Source organism: Campylobacter sp. CFSAN093238 (assembly GCF_012898015.1).
Lineage (GTDB): Bacteria > Campylobacterota > Campylobacteria > Campylobacterales > Campylobacteraceae > Campylobacter_D > Campylobacter_D jejuni.
In genome coordinates this window covers 440,709-466,564 of the sequence record NZ_CP040611.1, presented here as the reverse complement: position 1 = coordinate 466,564, position 25,856 = coordinate 440,709, and the positions used below count along the sequence as shown (strand labels likewise).

The following is a 25,856-nucleotide window of genomic DNA, read 5'->3' as shown; positions in this document are numbered from 1 at the left end:
GGCTTATATGAAATTTGAAACAATTAATCAAGAAAGCATAGCAAAACTCATGGAAATATTTTATGAAAAAGTTAGAAAAGATAAGGATTTAGGTCCTATTTTTAACAATGCTATTGGAACAAGCGATGAAGAATGGAAAGAACATAAAGCAAAAATAGGAAATTTTTGGGCAGGCATGCTTTTAGGCGAAGGTGATTATAATGGGCAACCCTTAAAAAAGCACTTAGATCTACCTCCTTTTCCTCAAGAGTTTTTTGAAATTTGGCTAAAACTTTTTGAAGAAAGTTTAAATATAGTTTATAATGAAGAAATGAAAAATGTCATTTTACAGCGTGCACAAATGATAGCTTCACATTTTCAAAATATGCTTTACAAGTACGGCGGACATTAATTTGGCAATTTTTTTGCCAAATCTTTTTTTGCCTTTTCTAAAATCTCCTCATCCTTGGAAAAATCAAAAAATTTAAACTCATTTCCATGTTGCATAAAACCATCAAGCAAATCTCCACTCAAACGATTTTTAAGATCAAGCTCTGCTATTTTAAACCCATCTAAAGTGCTAGCAAATTCTTTTAAACGACTCGGAATTTCTTTAAGCTTAGTATAAAGATAGCAAGTACTTTTAAGCCCTACACGACCTACACGGCCACGAAGTTGATGTAAAGTAGCAAGTCCTAAACGTTCCGCTCCTACAATCACTATCATACTCAATCTTGGCAAAGAAATGCCCACTTCCACCACTGTAGTGCTTAGTAAAATATTTCCCTCATCTCTAAAACGCTCTAAAATTTCATCTTTTTGTTTATCTTTCCCATGAGTTACAAAAACTTTTTCATAGTGACTCTGCCAATATTCTTTAGCCTGCTCTAAAGAAAGATAAGGAATATTATCACTAGCACTCACTAAGGGATAAATAATGATAATTTGATGATTTTTAGCGATTTCTTCTTTGATCTTCTCGCTAAGCTTAGAAAAGCCTTCATTTTGTATACAATAAGTTGTGATATCTTTTTTAAAAGGCATTTGTTTAATGAAACTAAAATTTAAAAGTTCAGATTGTATCATGCTTAAAGTTCTTGGAATAGGCGTAGCCGAAAACTGTATAAAATGAGGGGCAAATTCTTGTTTACTTAAAGAATGAATTTTCTCACGCTGAGCTGATCCAAAACGATGTTGTTCGTCTATCATTACAAGTACGGCATTATGGCTTTCTAAATGAATTAAAGCATGAGTGCCTATAACAAGATTTGCTTTTTGGATATTTTGTTCTAAATCTTTTTCTTTTTTACCCCCTTTAATAAACAAAATATTCATAAAATCAGGTAAAAATTTCTTAGCCTCTTCATAAAGCTGATACGCTAAAATACTAGTAGGTGCCATTAAAATAGCTTGCTTAGGATAAACCATCAAAGCCGCACCAAGTAAAACCAAGGTTTTACCACACCCTACATCACCCATAATCACACGCCTTTTGGCTTCTTTTGAGTGTAAATCTTTTTCTATGTCTTTTAAGGCATTAAGCTGATCTTTAGTAAGAGAAAAAGGCAAATCTTTAAGCCAATTGGCTATATTAAAAACATTGATTTGATGAGCTTTAAAATGCGTTTTTTTAGCTTTTAAACGCTTTAAAAAATTATATATTTCTATATATTTTAAATCTTTGCTAAAATTTTGCAAATTTTCAAACATAAAAAAACTTTTTTCATCATAAGCATGCAAATTTAAAAGAAAATGTATATATTTATCCTCTATGCCACTTTCTTTTAAATTTTCATAATTAAGATATTTATGTATAAAAGCAGCAATTTTTGTATCTTTTAAACCTAAAATTTGATACTTTGGACTAAAACCCTCAAAAGAAGTTAAAATTTTAGGATTGTTAAATTGCCAAGTGTGATTAAAATGCGAGAGTTTAGCATTAAAAATAAGCTCTTTTTCTACCTTACAAATACCAAAATGCCAAGCTCTAGGATGAAAAAACACAAAAGAAATATTTTCTTGCCATTCCTCACAAAAACCTAAACCAAAAAGTTGATTTTTTCTTGAACTAACGCTTTTTATAGTGATTTTTTGGGTGCAAATTTCATTTTCTTTAGGATTTTTACTTGGATTTAAATTTTCAATTTTTTTAGGTAAAAGAAGCGCTAAATCAATAGCACTTCTAATTTTTAATTTTTTAAAAAATTCAAAATCACTTTCTTTAATTTTCATTTTGTATGCTTGCAAAACTTATATTTAAAAGCTCTTGATGTTTTTTAATATAAGCATTCATGGTTTCAAGTTTAACCTTTTCCATAAGTTTTAACTCTTCTTTATAATATCCCAAATTTAAACCTTGATAAAATTCGTTAAAAGACATAGATAAACGCTTGCTTAAGCTTTCATAACGCAAAGGAGTTGATCCTATGAGAAAATTTTTAGCTTGATCAAGTTCATTTTGAGTCATGCCATTTTTTATAAAATCTTCAAAAAGCTCTTTTACGATTTTTTTAGCTTCTTTAGCGCTTTCATTTTTAGTTTGTAAATATCCAAAAACTCTAGAAAAAGACATATTCATATCAAGCATAGCATAAGCTGAGTATGCAAGACCTCTTTTAACACGAATTTCTTCCATAATCCTTGAACCAAATCCTCCTTGCCCTAGAACAAATAATGCAATTTTTGCAAGATATAAATCCTTATCTTTAAAATCAGCAAAAAAAGGTGTAGCAAAATAAATATAAGCTTGTTCACTTTCTGGGCGTAGCAAAATTTCATCTTTGATGTTTTTGCTTAACTCATATTTTTTTGGAGTATTTTTTTTGCCTATTTGAAGTTTTGATAAGAGTTTTAAAAGATCTTCCTTGGCTTGTTTTTCTTCTAAATCTCCTCCTAAAATCACAACCAAATCACTAAGATGAATAAAATTTTTATAAAAATTTTGTAAATCTTTTAAAGACAAAGTTTCTATACTTTTTTCATCTCCATCGTTTGGACTTTGAAATTCTTTACATTTAAAAATTTGAGCATTGAGTAAATTTTTTGCTAAATAATCAAAATCACTATTTTTACTCGCAAGTTCACCTAAGGCATTGATTTTTAATTTTTGCAAAATTTTTTCTTCTATTCTTGGTTTTAAAAGCAATTTTTCTAAACTCTTTAAAGCAAAATCAAAATTTTCTTTCAAGCAAGAAAGATTGATTTCCAAACTTTCAAAACCACTACTTGCCTCTAAATTTATCGCTCTAAATTCTAAATCCTTAAAAAATTTATCATCCACGCCTTCATTTAAAATACGTGAAAACATCTTAGCTAAGCCTGCTATTTCATCATAACTTCTAGCACAATTTCTAAAAACAAGCTTTAAAACAACAATAGGAAAATCAGAATTTTTTTCAAAAATAAAAGGGATTTTAATACCCCTACTCTCTAAATACTGCATTAAAACCTTTCTAAAATTTCATAAGCGGTATTGCGTTTAGCTGGATTTTCGCCTAAACTTCTAATCAGCCTTATCATCTCATCTTGATTCATTCTATAACTTGCTCCTGCGGCACTTACTACATTTTCTTCCATCATGGTTGAGCCTAAATCATTGGCCCCAAATTTTAAAGCAAGTTGACCTATAAGCGAGCCTTGAGTTACCCAAGAACTTTGCAAATTTTTAAAATTATCTAAATAAAGTCTTGCTAAAGCTAAAAGTCTTAAATACTTGTTAGAACTTTGTTTCATAATCTCTGGATGTTTTTGGATTAAAGCAGTATTATCACTTTGAAAGCTCCATAAAATAAAAGCTCTAAATCCGCCTGTTTCATCTTGCAATTTTCTCAAATACTCAAAATGATCGATGATTTCTTTATCATTTTCAACCGTTCCAAACATCATAGTAGCTGTACTTTTCATACCGATTTTATGAGCTTGGCGATGTACTTCTAACCAAGTAGCTGTATCACATTTATTTGGTGCGATAATATCACGCACCCTATCGCTTAGCACCTCAGCACCTGCTCCTGGTATAGAAAATAAACCTTTAGCTTGTAGTCTTTGAAGTACTTCAGTAATTGAAATTTTAGATGCCTTTGCGATATAAGCGATCTCAACCGCTGAAAAACCATGTACAGTGATATTTGGATAATGTTCTTTTATCCAAGAAACTAATTCTTCATACCATTCTATTTTTAATTTTGGGTGCACCCCGCCTTGAAAAAGAATTTGCGTACCCCCGATAGCTTCAAGCTCTTCTATCTTTTTGCCTATCTCTTCAAAGCTTAAAATATAAGCATCATCTTCTTTATGATGGCGATAAAAAGCGCAAAAAGAACAATCAATACAACAAACATTGGTATAATTAATATTTCTATCTACAACAAAAGTGGTGATTTTTTCAGGATGAAGTTCTAATTTTCTTTTATAAGCCATTTCTCCAAGTTCTGTTAAACTTGCATGGTGTAATAAATCTAAAGCTTCTTTTTTATCCAGTCTTTTCAAAATTTTTCCTTGTTTTTTACATAATTAAAATAATTATAGCATTTAAAATATAAATTATGCTATAGTTTCGCTTATGAATTACATTGAACTATTAAAAAATAATAAAAATATCAGAATATTAGCTTCGGTTCAGTTTATAGTATATTTTGGAGCATGGTTTTCTCAAACAGGAGTTTTTACCCTTTTGGTTGAGCTTAATGCTCCTACTTGGGCAACAGCTACAAGTGCTATGCTTGCTTTTTTACCTGGAGTTTTACTTGCTCCTATTAATGGCGTCATAGTAGAGAAAAATAAACCTAAAAAACTTTTACTCAGCATGATTAGCATAGAATTAATTTCTATTTTTTGTCTTATTTTTGTCACAAGTCTTAGTATGCTTTGGCTTTTATTTATTTTAATTTTCATAAGACTTTGTGTTGCTTCGATTTATTTTCAAGCTGAAATGAGTTTATTGGCCAAAATTTTAACTCCTCAAGAACTTAAACTCGCTAATGAAATGCACAGTGTCATTTGGGCGATTTCTTATACAGCAGGTATGGCAAGTGCGGGAATTTTTATTTATTTTCTAGGAGTTAAAACCGCTTTTCTATTTGACTGTATACTTATACTCATAGGCATTTCTTTTTTAGCAAGATTAAGCATTCCTGATTTTCATCAAAAAACACAAAGTCGCTTTTTTACCATGATAAAAGAAGGATTTTTCTATGTTTTAAACAATAAGATAATTTTTCATCTTATCTTGCTTCACGCTTTTATAGGTTTAACTGCTTATGAAACCTTGGTTACGCTTTTAGCGCAACATCAATATAAAGAAGTTTTATCTGCTGCTTTAGTAATAGGGTTTTTAAATGCGGTACGTGCTTGTTCTTTAGCTATAGGACCTATGGTTTTAAGTAAATTTATTAATAATAAAAATTTATTTTACATGTATCTTGGCCAAGGTTTTGGTATTATACTTTGGGCTTTAACTCAATTTAATTTTTATATTTCTTTTTTAGGTTTAATCGGTGCAGGTTTTTTTACCTCAGCACTTTGGGCTTACACCTACACTATGATACAAAAAAATGCTGACAAAGCATATCATGGTAGAGTGATCGCTTATACAGATATGATTTATCTTAGTTTTAGCGCTATTATTTCAATGCTTATGGGCTTTTTATTTGAAATAGGCTTGAGTTTAGAACTAATTACAGGCTTATTGGGTATGATTTTTATCTTTGCGGCATTTTATTGGAAGTGGTTTTATAAAAAATATTTGTGAAAATTCACAAATATTTTAAATTTTAAACAAATCTTGAAGATTTTTCATTGCTTCTTCATTGCTGATGGCATTATTTAGCTGCGATGAGCTTAATTCATTGAGCTCTATTTCATAACCACTTAACATAGAAGCAAGGCGAATATTAATACCATTTTTTCCTATGGCTTTGCTTTTTTGTTCGCTATTTAAACTTACAATAGCTTTTTTATCTTCAATTTTTACAGAATTTACAATAGCGGGAGCCAAGGCACGAGAAATTAAAATTTCACTCTCATTTGTAAATTCTATACAATCAATATTTTCATTATGAAGCTCTTTGCTTACTGCATTAATTCTTACACCTTTAACACCTACTGTAGCACCTACAGGATCGATATTTGCTCCATTGGCCTGAAGAATGATTTTTGCTCTTTCACCTGGAATTCTAGCACATCCTATAATATTGACATAACCATCTTTGATTTCTGGAACCTCAGCTTCAAGTAAACATTCTAAAAATTTAGGACTTGTACGACTAAGCTCGATTTTAATACCTTTATCTGTATAAACACGGCGTATCACAGCTTTTACCACATCACCTATTTTAAATTTTTCCCCTTTAATGCGATTTTTTCTCGGTAAAAAAGCTCTTAATTCATCTATTTCAATAAAAGTATTTTCTTCATTATCCACTCTAACAACTGTACCAAAAACCATTTGCCCTACTTTGTTTTTATATTTTTCAAAAATAGTTTGTTCTAATAATTTTTGTATATGATATTCAAGTTCTTTATGCAAGGTATTTACCGCAGTTCTTCCTAAATTTTCCAAAGAACATTCATAGGTTAATTCATCTCCTATTTCAACATCTGGAGCTTCTGATTTTGCCTTACTTAACGCGATAAAACTCTCACTTTTATTTTGCAATCTCTCGTCATTATCTGCTACTATGGTAATTTTTTGATAAAGATTTAAATTTTTAGGATCCACAAAAAACTCATATTCTTGTCCATAAATTCTTTTTGCAGTATTGATTAAAGCGGTAGCTACCTTTTCTCTTACATTCTCTAAGTTTAAATTTTTTTCATTAGCAATAGATTCGATAATATCTGCTATCTTTTCCATATTTTATAAAACCTTTTTTGTGGGAAATTTAAAAATGTAGATAAAAATTATATCCTTAATAAGTTTAATTAAAAGTAAAATTTGCTAAAATTATAGATTAAAATGAAAATTCTTAAGGATTTAGCTATGGAATTAAAATTGGCAAGAACTTTGATTAATGAAAAACCTAAAAATATTAGCCTAGAAAAAATCGAAGAGGCTATAGAAAAAGAAGGACAAAAGTTTTTTTATTTTGATAAAGATAATACACACAAACAACTCATTGCCCTTGTAAATCATTTTGAAAAAAAAGGAGTAAGCATTTATCATAGAACCGTAAAATACGGACTTGATGATAATGATTTTATGTATGAGGTACATATTCTTTGAGTGCTAAAAAACTTTTTATCCAAACTTTAGGTTGTGCGATGAATGTCAGAGATTCTGAGCATATGATCGCAGAATTAACACAAAAAGAAAATTACGCACTAACAGAAGATATCAAAGAAGCAGATCTTATTCTTATCAATACCTGTTCAGTGCGTGAAAAACCTGTGCATAAACTTTTCTCAGAAGTAGGTGGTTTTGAAAAAGTTAAAAAAGAAGGTGCTAAAATAGGAGTTTGTGGATGTACTGCATCACATTTAGGAAATGAAATTTTCAAACGTGCTCCTTATGTGGATTTTGTTCTAGGAGCAAGAAATATTTCCAAAATCACTCAAGCTATAAAAACTCCAAAATTTATGGGCGTGGACATAGACTATGATGAAAGTGAATTTGCTTTTGCAGATTTTAGAAATAGTATTTATAAATCCTATATTAATATCTCCATAGGTTGTGACAAACACTGCACTTATTGTATAGTGCCACATACTAGAGGAGATGAAATTTCCATACCTTTTAACATCATCTACAAAGAAGCTCAAAAAGCTATTGAAAAAGGCGCTAAAGAGATTTTCTTGCTAGGACAAAATGTCAATAACTATGGCAAAAGATTTAGAAACGAACATAAAAAAATGGACTTTTCAGATCTTTTAGAAGAACTTAGCACTATAGAAGGTTTGGAACGCATTCGCTTTACAAGTCCACATCCTTTGCACATGGATGATAAATTTTTAGAAGTTTTTGCCAATAATCCAAAAGTTTGCAAATCCATGCACATGCCTTTACAAAGCGGCTCAAGTGAAATTTTAAAAGCTATGAAGCGTGGCTATACTAAAGAATGGTATTTAAATAGAGCTTTAAAACTTAGAGAACTTTGTCCAAATGTTAGCATTTCTACAGACATTATTGTAGCTTTTCCAGGGGAAAGTGAAAAAGATTTTGAAGAAACTATGGATATTTTGGAAAAAGTGCGTTTTGAACAAATTTTTTCTTTTAAATACTCCAAACGCCCTTTAACAAAAGCCGCAACCATGCCTAATCAAATCGATGAAGAAACAGCTTCAAGAAGACTTAGCACCTTACAAAATCGTCATAGTGAAATTTTAGATGAAATTGTAAAAAAACAAGAAAATAAAACTTTTAAAGTTTTATTTGAAGAATTAAGAGCAGGCAATAGCATTGCTGGAAGAACAGATAATAATTTTTTAGTTCAAGTTGAAGGTAGCGAAGAACTTTTAGGGCAATTTAAAGAAGTAAAAATAACTAATGCAAAGCGTATGGTTTTATATGGGGAAATCGTTTAAAATCCATTGCTTAACATATATAATTTTCATCTTGCAATGGCTTATTTTTTTAAGCTGTAAAAAGCACTATAAAGGTGAAAAAGTTGACCGTAAAGCTGGTGTGATACTTTTTTGGCATGGAAAATTAGCACTCATGCCTTTTGCGTTTAGACATTATAGACAAAAAAATAAAAAAGCCTATGTCATGATCTCCCACCATAAAGATGGAGAACAAATTGCAAAAATCATCAAGCTTTTCGGTCTTGATACTGTAAGAGGAAGCACTTCAAGGGGTGCTAGCAGTGCACTTAGAGCTGCATTTAAAGTTTTAGAACAAAATGACGATATAGTTATCACGCCCGATGGTCCACGAGGGCCTTATCATAGTATTTCAGATGGTTCTATCATTTTGGCTCAAAAAAAAGAACTAAAGATAAGAATTTTAAACTATGAAGCAAATCGTTTTTGGAAATTTAAAAGTTGGGATAAGATGATCTTGCCAAAACCTTTTAGTAAGATTACTTATAGTCTAAGTGAACCTTTGGATATTTTATCTTTAGATAAAGAAAAAGCTAAAGAATTTCTAATAAAACAATTTGATAAAATTAGCTTAGCTGATCAATTTAAGGAATGAAATGTTATTTTTACTTAAAAAAATATTTCCACAACTTTTTATTAGTATTATTTTAGAAGATAAAAAAAATATTGTAAAAGCTTCTATTTATAGAGGAAATAAACTAATCAGTAGCAATGAAAAAACTTTTGATAAAAGCGAAAATTTACTAGAATACATAAAAAATTTAAGCAAGCATTTCTTATTTTACCACACTGCTTTATTTTTAGATGCCAAAGAACAAGGATTAATACCTAGTACAAATATTCAAGATTGTGAGCACTTTAATATAGGAAAAATCAGCTTACAGCATATTTTGTTTAATAATGCCCTTGTTTATACGGCTACCGAACATGTGGAATATTATAGCGAGCTTTTTGAAGAATATAGAGGTTTAGATTTTTTATATTCCCCTTTTGCTCTTCTTTACTACAATATACAAAAAGAAAAACAGCCTGATGATCAAATTTTACTTTATGGATTTAAGCAAGGACATCTTTTGGCAATTATTGTTGCTAAAGGCAATACTATTTTATACGGTGATTTTAAAATATTTGAGCAAGAATTAGGTTTAGAGCTTGAACTTCCATCAGAAGATAATCAAGAAATTGAAAACAACAACAATGATACTGAAGTTACCCTAGATAACTTCAATGAAGCCTTAAATAATAAATTTGATCTACTTGATCAAGAAAATAATCTTGAAACTTTGAATAATAATGATAATTTTAATCTTGATGAATTAAATCAATTTAGCAATGATATGGAACTATGCCGTTATATTATTACGAGCATTGAAAAATTTTATAATGATGATAAATATGCTGGGGTATTTATCAATGGTATTTTATTATATAGTGAATCAGATATTAACATAAGTGCTATTGATTTTTTAGAAAGTGAAACTTTTTTAGAGATAAAAACGAAACAAATCAACACCTTAGATCTTATGATAGAATTGATGCAAAAGGAGCTTAAATGACTTATAGCTTCATACAGCCAAGAAAAAAACCTATTTTCACACTCTTTGATAAAATTTGGCTAGGACTTTTTGGTTTTAGTATATTATTTATCTTGCTAGTATATTTTACATATACAATAAAAATTGCATTAATCAATAGCTCTATCGATGATGAAAAACAACAAGTTATAGTGCTTCAAAATCAAACTAAGCAAAATGAAATGCTTTATGAAATTTTATTTGATCAAAGCCAAATAGCGAAAAATTTTAACACTCAAAATCAAATTGTTAAAGAAAGCTTAAGAAATCTATTTGATATTATTGTAAAAACTGATAATATTACTCTTGAAAGTGTTGAACAAGACGAATATTCCTTAAAACTTATCGGAGTCACTCCTACAAGAGAAATGTTTACTCTACTTTTAGAAACCCCTTTAAAAAGCATCTTTGATCAAAGCTATACAACCTATTATCGCTTAGATAATGGGTGGTATCGTTTTGTTAGTATTAGTAAACAAATTCCAGGAGTTGCAGATGAAAGATAAAAGTCTAGAAGAAATTGATTTATTAAAGCTTATCATTTGCGCGTTAAGTTTTATAAGCGTTTGCACAGCCTTGATCTTATTTTTACTTTTACCGACATTAAAAAATTACAAACAAGCAAATCTTAGAGAAAATTCACAACTTGCTATCTTAAAAGCCGCTAAATCAAAATTTGACTTTAGTGAAGATAAAATATCAACTCTAAGAAGCGAAAACAACAAAAGTTTAGAGCAATTTGAGCAAAATTTTAATATAGGAAATTTTGATATTTTTTTACAAAAATATTTTCAAAATGTAAAAATTCAAGAAACTAAGCCCGAAAAACAAGAAAAATATCTAAAAAACCGCTTAGCCATTAAAGCGACAATGAACAATCCTAGAAGACTTTATGATTTTATTGATGCTCTAAAAAACTATAATAACTTAATCAAGCTTGATTATCCACTTAATCTTAAAGCAGGAGAGCAAGGCATCTCTATAGATCTTACTCTCAAAGTTTATTCAAGCTAAACTCACATCTTCGCCTTTTAAAATTTGATTCATAGTATTCATTGCACACATTTTTCCACACATGGAACATGAGTTTAAATCATCAGGGCGACGCTCATTAAACATTTTTTTAGCCTTTTCTCCATCAATAGCAAGTTTAAACATTTTCTCCCAATCTATCTCTTGTCTAGCCTTACTCATCTCATCATCTCTTGCTCTTTCTTTTGGAAGTTTAGCTATATCTCCCGCATGAGCTGCAATTTTAGTCGCAACTATACCCTCTCTAACATCTTCTAAATTTGGAAGTCTTAAGTGTTCAGCAGGTGTTACATAACACAGCATATCAGCACCGCTAGCTGCAGCCACAGCTCCTCCAATAGCACCACTAATATGATCATACCCTGCGCCAATATCTGTTACCAAAGGTCCTAAGACATAAAAAGGCGCTCCTTTGCATAAACGCTTTTCTAATTGCATATTTGCCTCTATTTCATTAATAGCCATATGCCCTGGACCTTCTATCATTACTTGAACCCCAACATCCCAAGCTCTTTGAGTAAGGAGTGACAATTCTATAAGCTCTGAAATTTGCGCCCCATCACTTGCATCGTGAGTAGAGCCAGGACGCAAAGCATCGCCCAAAGATAAAGTTACATCGTATTTTAAACAAATGTCAAGCAAATCATCATAATACTCAAAAAAAGGATTCTCAGCATCTTTCATCATCATCCAAGCATAAAGCACAGAGCCTCCTCTTGAAACTATATTTGTAAGTCTTTTACTTTGTTTAAAAATATGCGCTGCGCGAGAATTAATACCTGCATGAATTGTCATAAAATCAACCCCACTTTTAGCATGATGATATACAACATCTAAAAAGTCTTTAGCACCAATTTGTTTTAAATCTTTTTCTAAAAATCCTACCGCATCATATACAGGAACTGTTCCTATCATAGCTTTTGAAACATTAACAAGCTCGTCTCTAAAACGACTTGTTTTGCCATAATTGCTTAAGTCCATAATCGCTTCTATGTCAAATTTATGAGCAAGCTCTACTTTTTTCATTTCCTCGCTATAATCAACGCAATCATTTGAAACTCCTAAATTTACATTAACCTTAGTACGCAGTCCAAAACCTATACCATTTGGATCAAGACTTTTATGATTAATATTTGCAGGGATAATAATTTTACCGCAAGCAATATTTTCAAGCAAAAAATCTTTACTTAAATTTTCTTTTTGTGCAACAATCTGCATTTCTTTAGTAAAAATACCTTCTTTCGCATAATTCATTTGAGTTTTCATAAATTTATCCTTTAAAAAATTTGGATAAATGAAGGGTGAGTATAAATTTTTAAAGTATTGAAATTTATAAATCTTCCCGACGCTGGCATTATCCAGATCCGGTTCGGTCTAAGCTTTTAGCTTACTCTCAGCCTGTTACACAAGCTCCCGTCATTTATGTTTTAATTATACACTTTAAATATTTATTTTTGCTTTATGCGTGGCAGTCTTTGTAAAATTTATAAGTTCTTCTGTAGTTTTTATATGATAGGGAAGTTTTCCAAGGCAATATTTCAAAATTTCAGCAGCTGCCAAAGCATCATCTAAAGCCCTATGATGCGTATTTTCCACGCCCAGAAATTCTTTCAAAACCTCTAGTTTATATTTTGGACTTTCTATACAACATTGTGCAAATTCTATAGTACAAATACGACGATTAAGTAAAATGCCAAAACCACACTCATTTAAAGCCTTAGAAATAAAACTATAATCAAAACGCACATTATGTGCTACAAAAATACTGTCTTTTAAAAAAAGCCTAAAATCACTTAAAACCTTTGTTAAACTTGGAGCATTTTCCACCATCTCATAAGTAATACCCGTAAGTTCGGTTATATTTTCTGGAATTTCTTTTACTTTAACAAAACTTTGAAAGCGTCCAATTTCTTTAGAATTTTGAATTTTTACTGCTCCAATTTCTAAAATTTCCCCCTTACTTACACCGCCAGTACTTTCTATATCTACTATACAAAAAATTTCATCTTTAATTTTTGTTGTGCGTGTTTTAAGGATAAAAATATTATCTTTATTCAAAGTTAAGCCCAAACCCAAAAGCTCAAAAGTTTCCAAATCTAAATCAAAATTTTTTAATTCTTCAACTTTGGCAAACTCTTGCATCACCCAATCATAAGGCTTGCTTTGCTTGTTTAATATAGAAATAATCTGATCAATTTGCTGTAAACTCAAAATTCAAGCTTTAAAGATGAAATTGCAGTTTTATAATCATTAGAAGAAAAAATATAACTTCCAGCCACCAAAATATCAGCTCCGGATTCCTCTAAATCGCTAGCATTTAAACCATTAACACCACCATCAACCTCTATAAAAACTTTAGCATTTTTTTTATCAATCATTTGGCGTAATTCTTTGATTTTTTCATGTACCAAAGGTAAAAATTTTTGTCCACCAAATCCAGGATTAACACTCATTAAAAGCACCATATCTACAAATTCTAGCATGTGTTTAATAGAATCAATAGGAGTGTGTGGATTTAAAACAATAGCAGGATGGATTCCTTGACTTCTTATATATTCACAAAGCCTTATAGGATGAACTTCGCTTTCCATATGAAAAGAAATGAATTTTGGTTTCAAAGGGATAAAAAGATCTATAAATTTACTTACATCTTTAACCATCAAATGCACATCTAATGGCAACTTACTAATAGTTGAAATTTTTTCGATCACGCAAGGTCCGAAAGTCAAATTTGGAACAAAGTGTCCATCCATTACATCAATATGTAAAAGATCTGCACCTGCAGCTTCAATAGCTTTAACTTCTTCTTCTAATTTCAAAAAATTTGCAGACAATAAACTTGGAGCTACATACATGATCAAAACCTTAAACTATATATAAATGTGATAAATAATATTTTATCGACTTATATATTAAAAAAACTATAAATTATGGAATATTTTAAGCTTAATTTTGATAGAATCTTCATTTAAAAATTTTCATAAGGACAAGAAAATGGCAAGAGTATGTCAAATCACAGGCAAGGGTCCAATGGTGGGTAATAATGTCAGCCATGCTAACAATAAAACAAAAAGACGCTTTTTACCTAATCTCAGAACAGTTCGTGTAACTTTAGAAGATGGCACCACGAGAAAAATGAGAATCGCAGCTTCTACTCTGAGAACTCTAAAAAAACAAAATTCTAAATAATTTTGAGGATTTATTCCTCAATTTTAAAATTTCCAATTTAAAAATAAACTTTAATAAATCACTTATATAACACACATTTAAAAATTATTATTAATTTTATTATTTTTTAAGCCAAAAATATCTTTTAATAGTGTAAAATACCTTGTTAAATGAATTTTAAATTTCACTAATACAAGGAGAGTTTATGCTACATGAATATAGAGAATTAATGTCAGAGCTAAAAGGTAAAGATGCTCATTTTGATAAACTATTTGATCGTCATAATGAACTTGATGACATGATTAAAGATGCAGAAGAAGGTAGAACTTCTCTTAGCAGCATGGAAATTTCAACTTTAAAAAAAGAAAAGCTTCATGTAAAAGATGAACTTAGCCAATATCTAGCAAATTATAAAAAATAAGGCAAAACAATGTTTGGAAGTAAAATAAACCATTCTGATCTTCAAAAACTTGAAGAAGAAAATAAAAATCTTACACATAAAATTGAAAAATTTCAATCGGAAAATTTAGAATTAAAAAATAAAATTACATCATTAGAACAAGCGGCTTTAGAGTCTAAACTTAAAACAGATCTTTTAAATGTTTTATTAACTGGGGTTTTAAAAAATATTACTATTATTCAAGGCGATATGTTAGAAAATGTAAATAAGGCAGAAGTTATCTCTAGCTATTCTAAAACTTCTCTTGCTGAAATGGATGAACTTAACCATATTGCTAATTCTATCAATGCCTCTTTGAGAAATATTACAGAATCAGCCAATAAAACAAGAGATGTTGCAGGAACATTGCATAGAAGTGTAGATGAAATTACTAATGTAATTAATCTAATTAAAGATGTTTCCGATCAAACCAATCTTTTAGCTCTTAACGCTGCCATAGAAGCTGCACGCGCAGGTGAACATGGGCGTGGTTTTGCTGTTGTTGCCGATGAAGTAAGAAAACTAGCTGAAAAAACACAAAAAGCAACCACAGAAGTTGAAATGAATATCAACCTTCTAAAGCAAAATGCAAATGAAATGTATACTCAAAGTGAGCAAGTTGAAAAAATTTCTATAGATTCTAATGCTCATATTATGAGTTTTTCTGAAAAATTTACTCACTTGGTAAATGAAGCGCATTCTACTAATTCAAATGCAGTTGGTATCGCTTCAGAAGCTTTCGTATCTTTAGCAAAACTAGATCATATAGCTTTTAAATTAAATGGTTATAAAGAAATTTTTTCCAAATCAGGAAAGCAATTAGCCGATCATACATCTTGTCGCTTAGGAAAATGGCTTGCTAGCACAGGAAAAGAAAGATTTGGGCAAAATAAAAGCTTCTTAAAAATTAACGAGCCACATGAAAAAGTTCATGAAAATATGAATAATGCTATAACAATAGCAAATACAGAAGATATTAGCAAAGATATTACTCAACACAGCATAATTAATAAATGCGAAGTTGCTGAAAATGCATCACTTGATCTTTTCAATGTATTTAAAGAAATGCTTGATGAGTCAGATCATTAAAATCCCAGGTTGAACCTTTTTAAGGTTTAACCTAAATAATCTTTAATTTTCCCCACTTTTCCTTTAAAAACCACATATAAGCAAAATCAAGCAAAGGCGTTCTTATCATATTTTTACATTTTTTTTCAAAATCCTGCACCTTAACATAAACAGCTTCAATCTCTTCATCATCAACTCCACCTCCAGAAGAAATTTTATCTTTTTCATCAACTTCTGCGAAATAAAAGCTTTGCTTGCTTACACCTGAACCAAATCCTGTATAAAAATCTCCTATTTTTTCTAAATTTTTAGGAGCATATCCTAGTTCTTCTATACATTCTTCTTTTGCTATTTCCTCTAAAGATAATTTTTTATCCACAAGCCCAGAACAAAGCTCTATAGTATAGCCCATATCATCATCTTTTACATAATCTTTATCATGCATTTGATGATACCAAAGTGGTATACGAAATTGGCGTACAAAAATAAAACTTTCTAATTCTTTATGATACAAAAGCACTGAAACACTATCTTTAGATTCTATAAAATCCCAAGTGCAAAGCCTACCATTACTTTCATAAGCAAATCTCTTAGGCTTAATATAATTTGATTTTTCAAAAGAAAGTTCTTTTAAATTTTTAAACGCCATAATAAAACCTTTTATTTATTTTTCACATTGTACTTTATTTTTGCTTTTTTGAAAACATAAAGGTGATTAAAGCCTTAAAAAATTAAAAATCATATTTATAACTTAACCAAAAACTTCTTCCTTCTGTATAGTCTTGATAGCGATTTGCATATCCAGCAGGATTAGCCCCATCCCATCTTGTAACTTGCGGATCAAAGAAATTTTTATCAAAAAGATTTTACACTGCAAAACTTAAGCTAGATTGCTTATTGATTTTATAATTTATCCCTAAATCTACTATATAAAAAGGCTTATATTTTTGCCATGGCAGACTACCATTACCGCCACCTTTTGCTTTAGCTATAGTATCAAGTCTTGCTCGTGTTTTTATATAGGAACTAAATTTACCTCGCTCATAGTTTAATTTTAACATTGCTATATGTCTTGGTAAATTTTCTATTCTATCACCACCAAACCAATTTTTTGACCATCTTTGTAGCGATTATCCATAAAAGTATAACTTGAATTTAGGCTAAAACCATTGTAAGTTTTGGTATTAATGCAAATTCTATACCTTTAGTCTGCGTTTTTCCAAGATTAATAGGACGCTTACAAACAATGCCATTGCTACAATTAATATCATTATTTTGCATACCTGTTAAATCTTCACTACTGATTTGATTTGTAAAATCAGTAATAAATCCTGTAGTAGAATAATGCGCAAAATCAAATACCATAAAATCAACACCCAATTCATAATTTATACTTTCTTCTGGTTTTAAGTCAGGGTTTCCAAAATAAGCATTATTATTGGCATAATTATAATATCCATTTGTCAACTGCTTGGCAGCAGGAGTTTTATAGCCTTTTGAAACACCTCCTTTCAAGGCTATATTATCATTTAAGTGATAAACCAAATAAACCCTAGGCGTAAATTTAGAATCAAACAAATCGCTATAAATATAACGCAAACCTGTAGTAAAAATCAAATCATCGGTTATAAAATACTCATTTTCCCCATAAAGCGCAACCGTGGTTTGATCAAGATTTTTACCTCTTATTTGACTACCTGCGCTTGCTTGATCATTTTTTAATATCTCATAATCAATCCTTGCACCAAAGGTATTTACTAAATTACCGTATTGACCTAAATTCCAAGGTAAAACAACCTTACCTTCTCCTACCCAAATTTGGCTATGCAGCTCCTTATCCTTAGTGCTACCATATTGTAAATATGAGTTAGTTGAACCAAAATCATAGTTACCATCATGATTTAAAACAATATTATCCTTAAAAAGTTGTCTTTCACTTTTAATAGCCCTACTACTTGTAGAATTCACTGAAATTTCATTAATATATCGTTCTATATCAAAATATATATTATTTTTATCATCTACTGTCCAATTAAGCCTAGAACCAAAACCCAAGCTAGTAAAAGCACCTGGGCTATGACTAGCAATTTGATAATTATCAGGTCTTTGATTGTTATTATTCCAAACCGGTGTAGGCCATTTTAAATCAGAAGCTGCCTTATCATAATACTTCAACCTTGCAGAAATTGATAATGTATCTTCAATCAAAGGGGTTGCTACATAAGCATTAAAACCGCCCGCATTGCCATAGTGATTAGAGTGCTGTTGTAAAAGAGTATTAAATTCTATATTTGCTTCGATTTTATCAGGATTTTTCTTAGTGATAATATTTATCACACCGCCTACAGCATCACTGCCATAAAGTGTAGAAGCTGGACCACGTATAACCTCAATACGCTCTATCATAGACAAAGGTGGCAGATATCCTGACTCACTGCCACTAAAACCATTATCATAAAACCCATTTGCAACACTTTGACGTTTTCCATCAATTAAAACTAGAGTATAAGAACTACCAAAACCTCGTATGCTAAAATCATAAGTGCCTGTTTTATTCATAGTCACATCTACACCTGGAATATCTCCTATAGCCTCTCCTATATCCTTAATTGGCTTTTTTCAAGCTCTTCTTTTGTAATGATAGAAATACTAGCAGGCGCATCAACCAAATCTTGTTCAAAACCACTAGCACTAACCACAACATCATTAAGTTGATATTTTTCTTCTGCTTTTAACAAAGCTCCAGATAAAATTAAAAAACACAGTAAACTTTTTTTAAATTTTATATTTTTGATTTGAGTCAAATTAATTCCTTTAAAAATAATTATTTTGATATTTAAAATCATTTTTGAAGTATAAAAAAAGAATACTTTTAATTAACTTAATTTTGATAACAATTATAAATAATAAAATTATTTAAAAAAGCGAAGTAAAAGCCTAAGCCTCTTGATAGGCTCCAAGCTTTAAAATTTTCTGCATACGATTTGCAGAAAGTTCTCGTACATCAATATTTTCAAGTTCATTTAGAGATTTTTTTACATAATCAGCAATAGCTACTGCTGCAGCCTCTTTATTGCGATGTGCACCATTTGTAGGCTCATCTATAACATCATCAATTAAACCTTGAGATTTTAAATCATCAGCCGTTACCTTCATAGCCTTGGTTGCAGCTTCACTTTTTGCAGGATCATTCCAAAGTATTGCAGCACAACCTTCAGGAGAAATTACTGAAAAAACAGAATTTTTCATCATTGCAAGTTTATCTGCAACCCCTATAGCTAACGCCCCGCCACTACCGCCTTCTCCGATAACTATAGCAATGGTCGGTATTTTCAAATCACTTAATTCATATAAATTTCTAGCGATAGCTTCACTTTGTCCTCTTTCTTCAGCACCTATTCCAGGATAAGCACCTGGAGTATCTATCAAAAATAAAATAGGAATTTGAAATTTCTCTGCAAGTCTTGCTACTCTTAAGGCTTTGCGATATCCTTCAGGATGTGGCATCCCAAAATTTCTAGCGATTTTATCTTTTGTTCCACGTCCTTTTTGCTCACCAATTACAATTATTTTTTTCTCTCCTAAATAACCCATAAAACAAACAATAGCAGGATCATCTCTAAAGGCACGATCACCATGTATTTCGTGAGCGTCATTTAAAATAAGTTCAATATAGTCAAGAGCATAAGGGCGATCTGGATGACGCGCTAATTGCAAACGCTGAAAATCACTTAAATTCTTATAAGTTTTAGAAATTTCTTTTTCAAGATTTTTCTTTAAAATCGATACAGCTTCAGTATCTCCTTTAATCTGAGCATTGATAATGTCCTCGTCAATTTGCTGAATATTTTTTTCAAAATCTAAATAAGAAGCCATATTAATCTACTTTTTTAAATACAACACAGCCATTTGTGCCACCAAAACCAAAAGAATTACTCATCACCACTTTTAAATCTACTTTTCTTGATATATTTGGAATATAATCAAGATCACATTCATCATCTTTTACAAGCTGATTGATTGTAGGTGGAACTACCCCATCTCTTAAAGCCATAACACTAACAACTGCTTCAATTGCACCTGCAGCACCCAAGCAATGACCTGTTTGTCCTTTGGTGGAACTTATAAGCGGGATATTATTGCCAAAAAGCTCTTTAATTGCTGCTGTTTCATTTTTGTCATTTACAGGGGTTGAAGTTCCATGTGCATTGATATAATCTACCTTTGGATTCCCTGCCATATTTAAAGCTTTTTTCATAGCTCTTAAAGGCCCATCTAAAGTTGGTGAAGTAATATGATGCGCATCTGCACTTTCTCCAAATCCAATTAATTCAGCATAAATCGTAGCACCGCGTTTTTTAGCCTCTTCATATTCCTCAAAAACTAAAGCTCCAGCACCTTCTCCCATGACAAAACCATCTCTTTCTTTGTCAAATGGTCTTGAAGCATGCTGTGGATCTTCATTTCTAGTTGATAAAGCTTTCATTGAAGCAAAACCACCTATACCTACAGGACAAATCGCAGCTTCTGCACCTATGACTAACATCTTTTTAGCATTTCCCAAAGCTATACTTTTATAAGCTTCTCCTATAGCATGAGTTCCTGCTGCACAAGCTGTAACACAAGAAATATTTGGCCCTTTAAGTCCATGCTCTATAGAAATCAAACCTCCTAACATATTTACAAGTGCTGAAGGTATGAAAAAAGGGGAAATTTTACGCGGACCTCGCTCGGAACAAATAATGGAATTTTTTTCTATGTTAGGCAAACCTCCAATACCAGAAGCCGAAACAATGCCAAATTCTTCTTTATCTAATTCTTCACTAAATCCAGCATCCTGCATTGCTTCTCTTGCTGCTTTAATTCCAAGTTGTATGAAACGGTCAATTTTTTTTACTTCTTTGCCATCAACAACCTCTAATGGATCAAAATTTTTAACTTCAGCTGCAATTTGAACAGGAAAGTCCGTAGCATCAAAAAGAGTAATTTTATTTACTCCGCTTTCTCCATTGCAAATTGCTTTAAATGAACTTTCTTTATCTAAACCAAGGGCATTGATCATACCAATACCTGTAACTACAACTCTTTTCAAGAATAAGCTCCTTGCAAGAAAAAAAATTATTTTTTTAGATTGTCAATATAATTTACAACATCTTCAATTTTAATTAATTTTTCAGCATCACTATCTGGAATTTCTACTTCAAATTTTTCTTCTAAAGCCATAATAAGCTCTACAACATCTAAAGAATCAGCACCTAAATCTTCAATAATTTTTGATTCCATTTTAACTGCATCTGCATCAATACTTAATTGCTCTACTACTACTGCTTTTACATCATCAAATGTTGCCATTTGTTCTCCTTCAAAAAATTAAAATAAAGCGTATTTTACTATAAAAAGCTTAAAATATTTATAGTTTTTCATTATACTTGAAAATAAAATATTAAAACATAAAGGAAAAATGATGCTTTTCTCTAATTTAATCAAAGAAAATCAAAAAATTTGGGATGCTTATCTACATCATGATTTTGTTAAAAAATTAGAAGATAAAAGCCTAAAGCAAGAAAATTTTCTTTTTTATCTCAAGCAAGATTATATTTATTTGCTTAATTACGCAAAATGCTACGCAAGGTTAGCACTTAACTCAAATACTGCAAAAGAACTTCGTTTTGCTATGAAATTTCAAAATTATATAGTTGAAGGAGAAATGGAGCTTCATCGTGCAATTTTATCTCTTGGCATTAATGCAGATGAACTCGATATAAAAGATGAAAGTTTAGTCAATATAGCCTATTCGCGTTATATGTTAAGCGTAGGTGAAAATGGAGATTTTTTAGATATGTTAGTTGCTCTTAGTGCTTGCGCTATAGGCTATGCAAAAATAGGTGCTGAAATTATAAATCGTTTAAAAAATGAAAATTTAAAAGATCATCCTTACAAGGAATGGATTTTGACCTATGGAAGTGAAAATTTTCAAAATGAAGCTAAAGAATTTGAAGATTTTGTTAATTCTTATACTTCAAGTGTTAGTGCACAAAAATTCCAAAAACTCAGCGAAATTTTTCATACTGTAACACGCTTGGAAGTGGCTTTTTGGGAGCATTCTTTAAGAATGGAATTAAATCTTTAAACATGGGCTTTTTGCCCATGTTTTTATGCAATTTTACTTGCATCAATAATATTATAATCTAAACCAACCGTTTCTTTAGAAAGTCCTAATGCAAGTCCTACTAATTGTGATAAATGAATAATAGGCAATCTTGCTTTAGAATTAGTATAATCTTGAAATCTTTCTTGATAGATATCAAGCTGCATTTGACAAAGTGGACAAGGTGTTACAACACAATCAGCTTGATTTTCACTTGCATTATTGACAATTTGACTAGACATTTTTTTCACAGATTTTTCTGCAGGATAAGAAGCATGAAAACCACAACAATCAAGGCGTTTTTCAAAAGGAACTATTTTAGCCCCTAAAACTTCTACTACACTTTCAAAACTTTTTGGATTGGTTGAACTTTCTTTTTTACCGAAAGTATCTTCAGGTCTTAAACTATGGCAACCATAAAATAAAGCTACTTTTAAATTTGAAAGCGGCTTTTTCACCTTGCTTTTTAAATTATCCAAATCCTCATAAAGCTCCCACAAAAGACTTGTAATAGGCGTTGAACCTTGATATTTCATTCCACCTTTTGCTAAAAAAGTATTGATGCGTTCTTTTGCACCCTTATCAAGAGTATTTTTTGCTTTAGCTAAAGTTAGCATACAAGTACTACAAGTTGTAAGCATTGGCATTTTCATCTCTTCTGCTAAAGCAATATTTCTTGCATTAGCTACCAAAGTCGCAATAGGATCAACACACTGCGCTTGAGAAGCCCCACAACAACTCCACCCCTTAATTTCATTCAACTTCCAACCCAAAATAGGTGCAATAGCTTCAAGTGAAATTTTAGATTCTTTTGCAGCTTGAGATAAAACACAACCTGGAAAAAAAGCGTATTCTTTTTGCATATTTTACTCCTTAACAGCAGCTTCTTGTGCCGCCTTTATCATTTTAACCAAATCTTTATGCCATTCTATTTCATCCTCGCCAAAAACATGCATAGGATTCATTTTTCCTGCACGCATAAGTTTAAAAGCTATATCTGTTTTACCCATAGAACCTATAACACCCTCAGAACGCAAAGCAAGATAAATTTCATTCAAGCGTCCTGAACCTTCAACTAAATCTTTATAAAAAGCTTCAGCATGATCAGACCCTAAGCCTTCATTTAAACCTTTTTTAATCGCCATCACTCTTAAATTTGCTATATCACTTACTGAACTTATACCCTTTGGACAACGATCAGCGCACTCTTGACAATGAACACAAAGCCAAAGTCCATTCATTACGCTGGGTTTTACATGCAACATAGGATCCTTACCTCGAGAGTCCGCCGCTGCACGCCAAGCATGAGTAAAAACAAAAGGTTGCATATAATCGCTACTATCTGCTTCTAATTTATTACACTCTGAAGCACAGCTACCACATAAAATACAATCCCATTGCTTGCTAATACGATCAAATTCTTCTTGACTTTGTTTACAGTCCTTTTCCGCTGAAAATTCATTTTTTGCCACCATGGCAGGACGAATTTTTCTTAAATTTTCTATAGAAGGCTCCCAATCCACAATTAAATCAGAAATTACTCTAAAATTTCCAAGCGGAGAAATGCGTATACTTGAAGGATTATCATATTCTTTTAACAAATCTTGCATTTTAGTATCACAAGCAAGATAAGAATGCCCATTCACACGAACTGCACAAGCCCCACAAATTGCAGATTGACAAGAGGCGGTAAAATTTAAAGTAATATCTTTTGTTTTTTTGATAAAAAGCAAAAGAGAGAGCAGAGTTTTTCCTTGTATATCCTTATCATCAATATCATAACTTTGTTCATATTTTTCCTTGCCATTAAAACGATCTATGATAATTTTCATTGTACTCTTCTTCCATCAAGTGAAAACTCAGTTACCACGATATCTTTATAACTAAGTTTTAATTCATCATTTTCTAAATTTACAATGCTATGTTTTAAGAAATTTTTATCATCTCGCTTTGGATAATCTTCTCTAGTATGAGCCCCGCGGCTTTCAAGTCTATTTCTAGCTGCTAAACAAGCACAGCGAGAAAGTAAAATCAAATTACCAAGCTCTACATAATCTGTAAAAGCAGTATTCATCACTTCATTAGGATTTGGAATACGAATTTTTTCATATCTTGCTTGTATATCTTCTAAATTTTTTGCTAGAAGATCGAGTTTTTCTTGAGTTCTAAAAATCCCCATATTATCCCAATTTTGACTTCCCAACTCTTCTCGCAATTCATACATTTCTTGACCATTTCCGCCATTATTTGTAATTTCTTTAAATCTAGCCTGCCATTTTTGAGCAAGTTCATGAGTTTTTGCCCCTTTTTCAAAACTTGCATCTTTGGCATAATTTGTCGCACCAATGCCTGCTAAATGCCCCGTTACAACTGCATCGGCTAAAGAATTTCCCCCTAGTCTATTAGCTCCATGTATAGAAATACAAGAAGCTTCTCCACCTACATAAATTCCAGCAATTTTAGTACTCATATCTTCAAATTTAGCCACTTCAATTCCACCCATAGAATAATGCGCCGTTGGACGGATAGGTACAGGAGTATCTACTAAATCAATATTTTCAAAAAGCATTGCAGTGTGACGAATTTTTGGTAAATCTTTTAAAATTTTTTCTTTTCCTAAGTGGCGTACATCGCACAAAACATAAGCTCCAAGTCCCTCGCCATAACCTCTACCTTCACGAATTTCTGTTTCTATAGCACGCGCAACCACATCTCGCGGTGCAAGCTCCATTTTTTCATGGTAATTTTTCATAAAACGCTCACCACGATTATTTAAAAGATATCCCCCTTCACCGCGCGCCGCTTCTGTAATAAGAGTTCCACCATTTGCAACTCCTGTTGGGTGAAATTGTATCATCTCAGGATCTTCAAAACCAAGTCCTGCTCTAAGAGCAGCTGCCACACCATCTCCTGTGGCAATAAAAGGAGTTGAAGTTCTATTATAAAATATCCTTGTGTATCCCCCTGTAGCAATCACCAAAGCTTTGCATAACACAGGATAAATTCCACCGCTTTGTATATCTCTTAAAACGACACCCTCGCATTTTCCATCCACAACACCTATATCCAAAAGTTCATGATCCATTAAAAATTTCACACCACTACTAATAGCATCATCCAAACAAGAATGCATTAAAATATGACCTGTTTTATCTGCAGAATAGTTACAGCGTTTCTTAGAAGCTCCTCCCATTAAACGCTGAGCTACTCCACCTTGCTCATTTCTTGAAAACAAGGTTCCTATAAAATCCATATTAAAAATAGCCTTTCCAGCTAATTCGCAAAATTTTAAAGCCGCGTCTTGATCTACCAAATAAGCTCCGCCTTTAATAGTATCATAAGCATGTAATTTATAGGAATCTCCATTAGAAAAATCAGTAACTCCATTAATTCCACCCTCTGCCATACAAGTTGCGTTACGCGATGGCATCATCTTTGTAGCTACTACAACGCTTAATTTTGGATTTTCTTTTCTCACTGCGGCTGCAGCACGCAAACCTGCTCCACCTGATCCAATTACCAAAACATCGCAAGAAGGTAAATTTGCATCTTTATCCATCTTAGATGAATCATCTAAAGCATAAACTCCACTTGAACTTGCAACTAAAGCTCCTACACTAATACAGGCTGTTTTTATAAAATCTCTTCTAGAAAATTCACCCATATCATTCTCCTTATTTAAAAAAATTAATAATAATTTTTAATGTAAGTCAATCTTACATAACCGCATGCCAAAAATCCAAAAACAAACTCTCCTTTCAATATAAAATGGATTAAAAACAAATTTATAATTTAGTAAATATAAAAAAGCATAAGATAAATAATCAAAGAAGATAGATGAATATAATAAAATAAATATTAAAAAATGTTTGCAATATATCATAATCTATTCCTTGCAAATTAAACGGAA

The 25,856-nt window shown here is 31.3% G+C and carries 26 protein-coding genes, 1 pseudogene and 1 riboswitch; of the genes and pseudogenes, 12 read left to right on the top strand and 15 right to left on the bottom strand.

All coding sequences use genetic code 11. The features are described from left to right. The first annotated feature begins 7 nt into the window (after positions 1–7). Positions 8–391, top strand: a complete 384-nt coding sequence (ctb, locus tag FBF21_RS02505) for a truncated hemoglobin Ctb (protein WP_002858471.1) — start codon at positions 8–10, stop codon at positions 389–391. On the opposite strand, the gene recG is transcribed toward ctb, so the two are convergent. Genes recG through FBF21_RS02490 form a run of 3 tightly spaced genes read right to left on the bottom strand, consistent with a single transcriptional unit; the run spans position 388 to position 4,467 of the window. Next, entirely contained in the window at positions 388–2,211 is a 1,824-nt protein-coding gene (gene recG / locus FBF21_RS02500) for an ATP-dependent DNA helicase RecG (RefSeq protein ID WP_002869528.1), read from the bottom strand. The genes ctb and recG overlap by 4 nt on opposite strands. Beyond that, positions 2,201–3,421: a pitrilysin family protein gene (locus tag FBF21_RS02495; protein ID WP_002869527.1), complete on the bottom strand. Its 1,221-nt coding sequence runs from the start codon at positions 3,419–3,421 to the stop codon at positions 2,201–2,203. Before FBF21_RS02495 ends, recG begins: the two co-directional genes overlap by 11 nt. Further along, a complete protein-coding gene (locus tag FBF21_RS02490; RefSeq protein ID WP_002869526.1) occupies positions 3,421–4,467 on the bottom strand; it encodes a dehypoxanthine futalosine cyclase in 1,047 nt (348 codons plus the stop codon). Before FBF21_RS02490 ends, FBF21_RS02495 begins: the two co-directional genes overlap by 1 nt. Before the next feature lie 73 nt (positions 4,468–4,540). Between FBF21_RS02490 and FBF21_RS02485 the strand changes: the two genes are divergently transcribed. Further along, on the top strand, positions 4,541–5,728 hold the full coding sequence (locus FBF21_RS02485; protein WP_002869525.1) for an MFS transporter: 1,188 nt from the start codon (positions 4,541–4,543) through the stop codon (positions 5,726–5,728). 15 nt (positions 5,729–5,743) lie between these two features. Here FBF21_RS02485 and nusA read toward each other — a convergent pair whose 3' ends face one another. Beyond that, positions 5,744–6,832, bottom strand: a complete 1,089-nt coding sequence (gene nusA / locus FBF21_RS02480; protein ID WP_002859895.1) for a transcription termination factor NusA — start codon at positions 6,830–6,832, stop codon at positions 5,744–5,746. A 126-nt stretch (positions 6,833–6,958) separates the two neighbouring features. Here nusA and FBF21_RS02475 point away from each other — a divergent pair, with 126 nt between their 5' ends. Genes FBF21_RS02475 through FBF21_RS02450 form a run of 6 tightly spaced genes read left to right on the top strand, consistent with a single transcriptional unit; the run spans position 6,959 to position 11,105 of the window. Continuing rightward, positions 6,959–7,201 carry an HP0268 family nuclease gene (locus FBF21_RS02475; protein ID WP_002851103.1) on the top strand — a complete coding sequence of 81 codons (243 nt, stop codon included), beginning with the start codon at positions 6,959–6,961 and terminating at the stop codon, positions 7,199–7,201. Next, a complete protein-coding gene (gene miaB, locus FBF21_RS02470) occupies positions 7,198–8,499 on the top strand; it encodes a tRNA (N6-isopentenyl adenosine(37)-C2)-methylthiotransferase MiaB (protein ID WP_002869524.1) in 1,302 nt (433 codons plus the stop codon). Before FBF21_RS02475 ends, miaB begins: the two co-directional genes overlap by 4 nt. Next, positions 8,483–9,112, top strand: a complete 630-nt coding sequence (locus FBF21_RS02465; RefSeq protein WP_032596753.1) for a lysophospholipid acyltransferase family protein — start codon at positions 8,483–8,485, stop codon at positions 9,110–9,112. The genes miaB and FBF21_RS02465 overlap by 17 nt, the downstream gene beginning before the upstream one ends. A gap of 1 nt (position 9,113) precedes the next feature. Continuing rightward, entirely contained in the window at positions 9,114–10,073 is a 960-nt protein-coding gene (locus FBF21_RS02460) for a hypothetical protein (RefSeq protein ID WP_002869523.1), read from the top strand. Next, a complete protein-coding gene (locus tag FBF21_RS02455) occupies positions 10,070–10,597 on the top strand; it encodes a hypothetical protein (protein WP_002858498.1) in 528 nt (175 codons plus the stop codon). Before FBF21_RS02460 ends, FBF21_RS02455 begins: the two co-directional genes overlap by 4 nt. Next, on the top strand, positions 10,587–11,105 hold the full coding sequence (locus FBF21_RS02450) for a hypothetical protein (RefSeq protein WP_002868197.1): 519 nt from the start codon (positions 10,587–10,589) through the stop codon (positions 11,103–11,105). Before FBF21_RS02455 ends, FBF21_RS02450 begins: the two co-directional genes overlap by 11 nt. On the opposite strand, the gene thiC is transcribed toward FBF21_RS02450, so the two are convergent. From thiC to rpe, 3 genes are all read right to left on the bottom strand, one after another. After that, a complete protein-coding gene (thiC, locus tag FBF21_RS02445) occupies positions 11,097–12,389 on the bottom strand; it encodes a phosphomethylpyrimidine synthase ThiC (protein WP_002867618.1) in 1,293 nt (430 codons plus the stop codon). The two genes, FBF21_RS02450 and thiC, sit on opposite strands and share 9 nt — an antisense overlap. A 56-nt stretch (positions 12,390–12,445) precedes the next feature. Beyond that, positions 12,446–12,550, bottom strand: a riboswitch (TPP riboswitch). A 13-nt stretch (positions 12,551–12,563) separates the two neighbouring features. Further along, positions 12,564–13,334 (bottom strand): 3'-5' exonuclease, encoded by a 771-nt coding sequence (locus FBF21_RS02440; RefSeq protein WP_002869522.1) that lies wholly within the window; start codon positions 13,332–13,334, stop codon positions 12,564–12,566. After that, positions 13,331–13,978 carry a ribulose-phosphate 3-epimerase gene (rpe, locus tag FBF21_RS02435; protein ID WP_002859889.1) on the bottom strand — a complete coding sequence of 216 codons (648 nt, stop codon included), beginning with the start codon at positions 13,976–13,978 and terminating at the stop codon, positions 13,331–13,333. The genes FBF21_RS02440 and rpe overlap by 4 nt, the downstream gene beginning before the upstream one ends. A gap of 139 nt (positions 13,979–14,117) precedes the next feature. On the opposite strand from rpe, the gene rpmB reads away from it, so the two are divergent. The 3 genes from rpmB to FBF21_RS02420 all read left to right on the top strand — a co-directional run bounded on the left by rpmB (position 14,118) and on the right by FBF21_RS02420 (position 15,819). Further along, entirely contained in the window at positions 14,118–14,312 is a 195-nt protein-coding gene (rpmB, locus tag FBF21_RS02430) for a 50S ribosomal protein L28 (protein ID WP_002854974.1), read from the top strand. Positions 14,313–14,496: 184 nt separating this feature from the next. Next, entirely contained in the window at positions 14,497–14,712 is a 216-nt protein-coding gene (locus tag FBF21_RS02425; protein ID WP_002855201.1) for a YdcH family protein, read from the top strand. A gap of 9 nt (positions 14,713–14,721) precedes the next feature. After that, positions 14,722–15,819, top strand: coding sequence for a methyl-accepting chemotaxis protein (locus tag FBF21_RS02420; RefSeq protein ID WP_002869521.1), 1,098 nt, complete (start codon positions 14,722–14,724; stop codon positions 15,817–15,819). Between the two features lie 31 nt (positions 15,820–15,850). Here FBF21_RS02420 and FBF21_RS02415 read toward each other — a convergent pair whose 3' ends face one another. The 5 genes and pseudogenes from FBF21_RS02415 to acpP form a co-directional block, all read right to left on the bottom strand. Beyond that, positions 15,851–16,447 carry an NUDIX domain-containing protein gene (locus FBF21_RS02415; RefSeq protein ID WP_002859887.1) on the bottom strand — a complete coding sequence of 199 codons (597 nt, stop codon included), beginning with the start codon at positions 16,445–16,447 and terminating at the stop codon, positions 15,851–15,853. 82 nt (positions 16,448–16,529) lie between these two features. After that, positions 16,530–18,602, bottom strand: a pseudogene (locus tag FBF21_RS02410) (TonB-dependent receptor). A gap of 133 nt (positions 18,603–18,735) precedes the next feature. After that, a complete protein-coding gene (accA, locus tag FBF21_RS02405) occupies positions 18,736–19,674 on the bottom strand; it encodes an acetyl-CoA carboxylase carboxyl transferase subunit alpha (RefSeq protein ID WP_002869520.1) in 939 nt (312 codons plus the stop codon). A 1-nt stretch (position 19,675) separates the two neighbouring features. Beyond that, positions 19,676–20,890 (bottom strand): beta-ketoacyl-ACP synthase II, encoded by a 1,215-nt coding sequence (locus FBF21_RS02400; RefSeq protein WP_002869519.1) that lies wholly within the window; start codon positions 20,888–20,890, stop codon positions 19,676–19,678. A 26-nt stretch (positions 20,891–20,916) separates the two neighbouring features. Further along, positions 20,917–21,150 carry an acyl carrier protein gene (acpP, locus tag FBF21_RS02395; RefSeq protein ID WP_002854831.1) on the bottom strand — a complete coding sequence of 78 codons (234 nt, stop codon included), beginning with the start codon at positions 21,148–21,150 and terminating at the stop codon, positions 20,917–20,919. 109 nt (positions 21,151–21,259) lie between these two features. Here acpP and tenA point away from each other — a divergent pair, with 109 nt between their 5' ends. After that, the gene (gene tenA / locus FBF21_RS02390; protein ID WP_079263671.1) at positions 21,260–21,928 is read left to right on the top strand and encodes a thiaminase II; all 669 of its coding nucleotides are present in this window, start codon (positions 21,260–21,262) and stop codon (positions 21,926–21,928) included. A gap of 23 nt (positions 21,929–21,951) precedes the next feature. Here tenA and sdhE read toward each other — a convergent pair whose 3' ends face one another. Genes sdhE through sdhA form a run of 3 tightly spaced genes read right to left on the bottom strand, consistent with a single transcriptional unit; the run spans position 21,952 to position 25,610 of the window. Beyond that, positions 21,952–22,809, bottom strand: a complete 858-nt coding sequence (gene sdhE / locus FBF21_RS02385) for an 8-methylmenaquinol:fumarate reductase membrane anchor subunit (protein ID WP_002870130.1) — start codon at positions 22,807–22,809, stop codon at positions 21,952–21,954. A 3-nt stretch (positions 22,810–22,812) separates the two neighbouring features. Continuing rightward, positions 22,813–23,778, bottom strand: coding sequence for an 8-methylmenaquinol:fumarate reductase iron-sulfur subunit (gene sdhB, locus FBF21_RS02380; protein WP_002870131.1), 966 nt, complete (start codon positions 23,776–23,778; stop codon positions 22,813–22,815). Further along, positions 23,775–25,610 carry an 8-methylmenaquinol:fumarate reductase flavoprotein subunit gene (gene sdhA, locus FBF21_RS02375; protein WP_002870132.1) on the bottom strand — a complete coding sequence of 612 codons (1,836 nt, stop codon included), beginning with the start codon at positions 25,608–25,610 and terminating at the stop codon, positions 23,775–23,777. The genes sdhB and sdhA overlap by 4 nt, the downstream gene beginning before the upstream one ends. Positions 25,611–25,856: the final 246 nt, after the last annotated feature.

Excerpts from the sequence above, each read along its gene's own strand:
- ctb (WP_002858471.1), top strand. The coding sequence starts at position 8 with ATGAAATTTGAAACAATTAATCAAGAAAGCATAGCAAAACTCATGGAA.
- recG (WP_002869528.1), bottom strand. The coding sequence starts at position 2,211 with ATGAAAATTAAAGAAAGTGATTTTGAATTTTTTAAAAAATTAAAAATT.
- FBF21_RS02495 (WP_002869527.1), bottom strand. The coding sequence starts at position 3,421 with ATGCAGTATTTAGAGAGTAGGGGTATTAAAATCCCTTTTATTTTTGAA.
- FBF21_RS02485 (WP_002869525.1), top strand. The coding sequence starts at position 4,541 with ATGAATTACATTGAACTATTAAAAAATAATAAAAATATCAGAATATTA.
- nusA (WP_002859895.1), bottom strand. The coding sequence starts at position 6,832 with ATGGAAAAGATAGCAGATATTATCGAATCTATTGCTAATGAAAAAAAT.
- FBF21_RS02475 (WP_002851103.1), top strand. The coding sequence starts at position 6,959 with ATGGAATTAAAATTGGCAAGAACTTTGATTAATGAAAAACCTAAAAAT.
- FBF21_RS02465 (WP_032596753.1), top strand. The coding sequence starts at position 8,483 with ATGGGGAAATCGTTTAAAATCCATTGCTTAACATATATAATTTTCATC.
- FBF21_RS02460 (WP_002869523.1), top strand. The coding sequence starts at position 9,114 with ATGTTATTTTTACTTAAAAAAATATTTCCACAACTTTTTATTAGTATT.
- FBF21_RS02455 (WP_002858498.1), top strand. The coding sequence starts at position 10,070 with ATGACTTATAGCTTCATACAGCCAAGAAAAAAACCTATTTTCACACTC.
- FBF21_RS02450 (WP_002868197.1), top strand. The coding sequence starts at position 10,587 with ATGAAAGATAAAAGTCTAGAAGAAATTGATTTATTAAAGCTTATCATT.
- thiC (WP_002867618.1), bottom strand. The coding sequence starts at position 12,389 with ATGAAAACTCAAATGAATTATGCGAAAGAAGGTATTTTTACTAAAGAA.
- rpe (WP_002859889.1), bottom strand. The coding sequence starts at position 13,978 with ATGTATGTAGCTCCAAGTTTATTGTCTGCAAATTTTTTGAAATTAGAA.
- rpmB (WP_002854974.1), top strand. The coding sequence starts at position 14,118 with ATGGCAAGAGTATGTCAAATCACAGGCAAGGGTCCAATGGTGGGTAAT.
- FBF21_RS02425 (WP_002855201.1), top strand. The coding sequence starts at position 14,497 with ATGCTACATGAATATAGAGAATTAATGTCAGAGCTAAAAGGTAAAGAT.
- FBF21_RS02420 (WP_002869521.1), top strand. The coding sequence starts at position 14,722 with ATGTTTGGAAGTAAAATAAACCATTCTGATCTTCAAAAACTTGAAGAA.
- FBF21_RS02415 (WP_002859887.1), bottom strand. The coding sequence starts at position 16,447 with ATGGCGTTTAAAAATTTAAAAGAACTTTCTTTTGAAAAATCAAATTAT.
- accA (WP_002869520.1), bottom strand. The coding sequence starts at position 19,674 with ATGGCTTCTTATTTAGATTTTGAAAAAAATATTCAGCAAATTGACGAG.
- acpP (WP_002854831.1), bottom strand. The coding sequence starts at position 21,150 with ATGGCAACATTTGATGATGTAAAAGCAGTAGTAGTAGAGCAATTAAGT.
- tenA (WP_079263671.1), top strand. The coding sequence starts at position 21,260 with ATGATGCTTTTCTCTAATTTAATCAAAGAAAATCAAAAAATTTGGGAT.
- sdhE (WP_002870130.1), bottom strand. The coding sequence starts at position 22,809 with ATGCAAAAAGAATACGCTTTTTTTCCAGGTTGTGTTTTATCTCAAGCT.
- sdhB (WP_002870131.1), bottom strand. The coding sequence starts at position 23,778 with ATGAAAATTATCATAGATCGTTTTAATGGCAAGGAAAAATATGAACAA.
- sdhA (WP_002870132.1), bottom strand. The coding sequence starts at position 25,610 with ATGGGTGAATTTTCTAGAAGAGATTTTATAAAAACAGCCTGTATTAGT.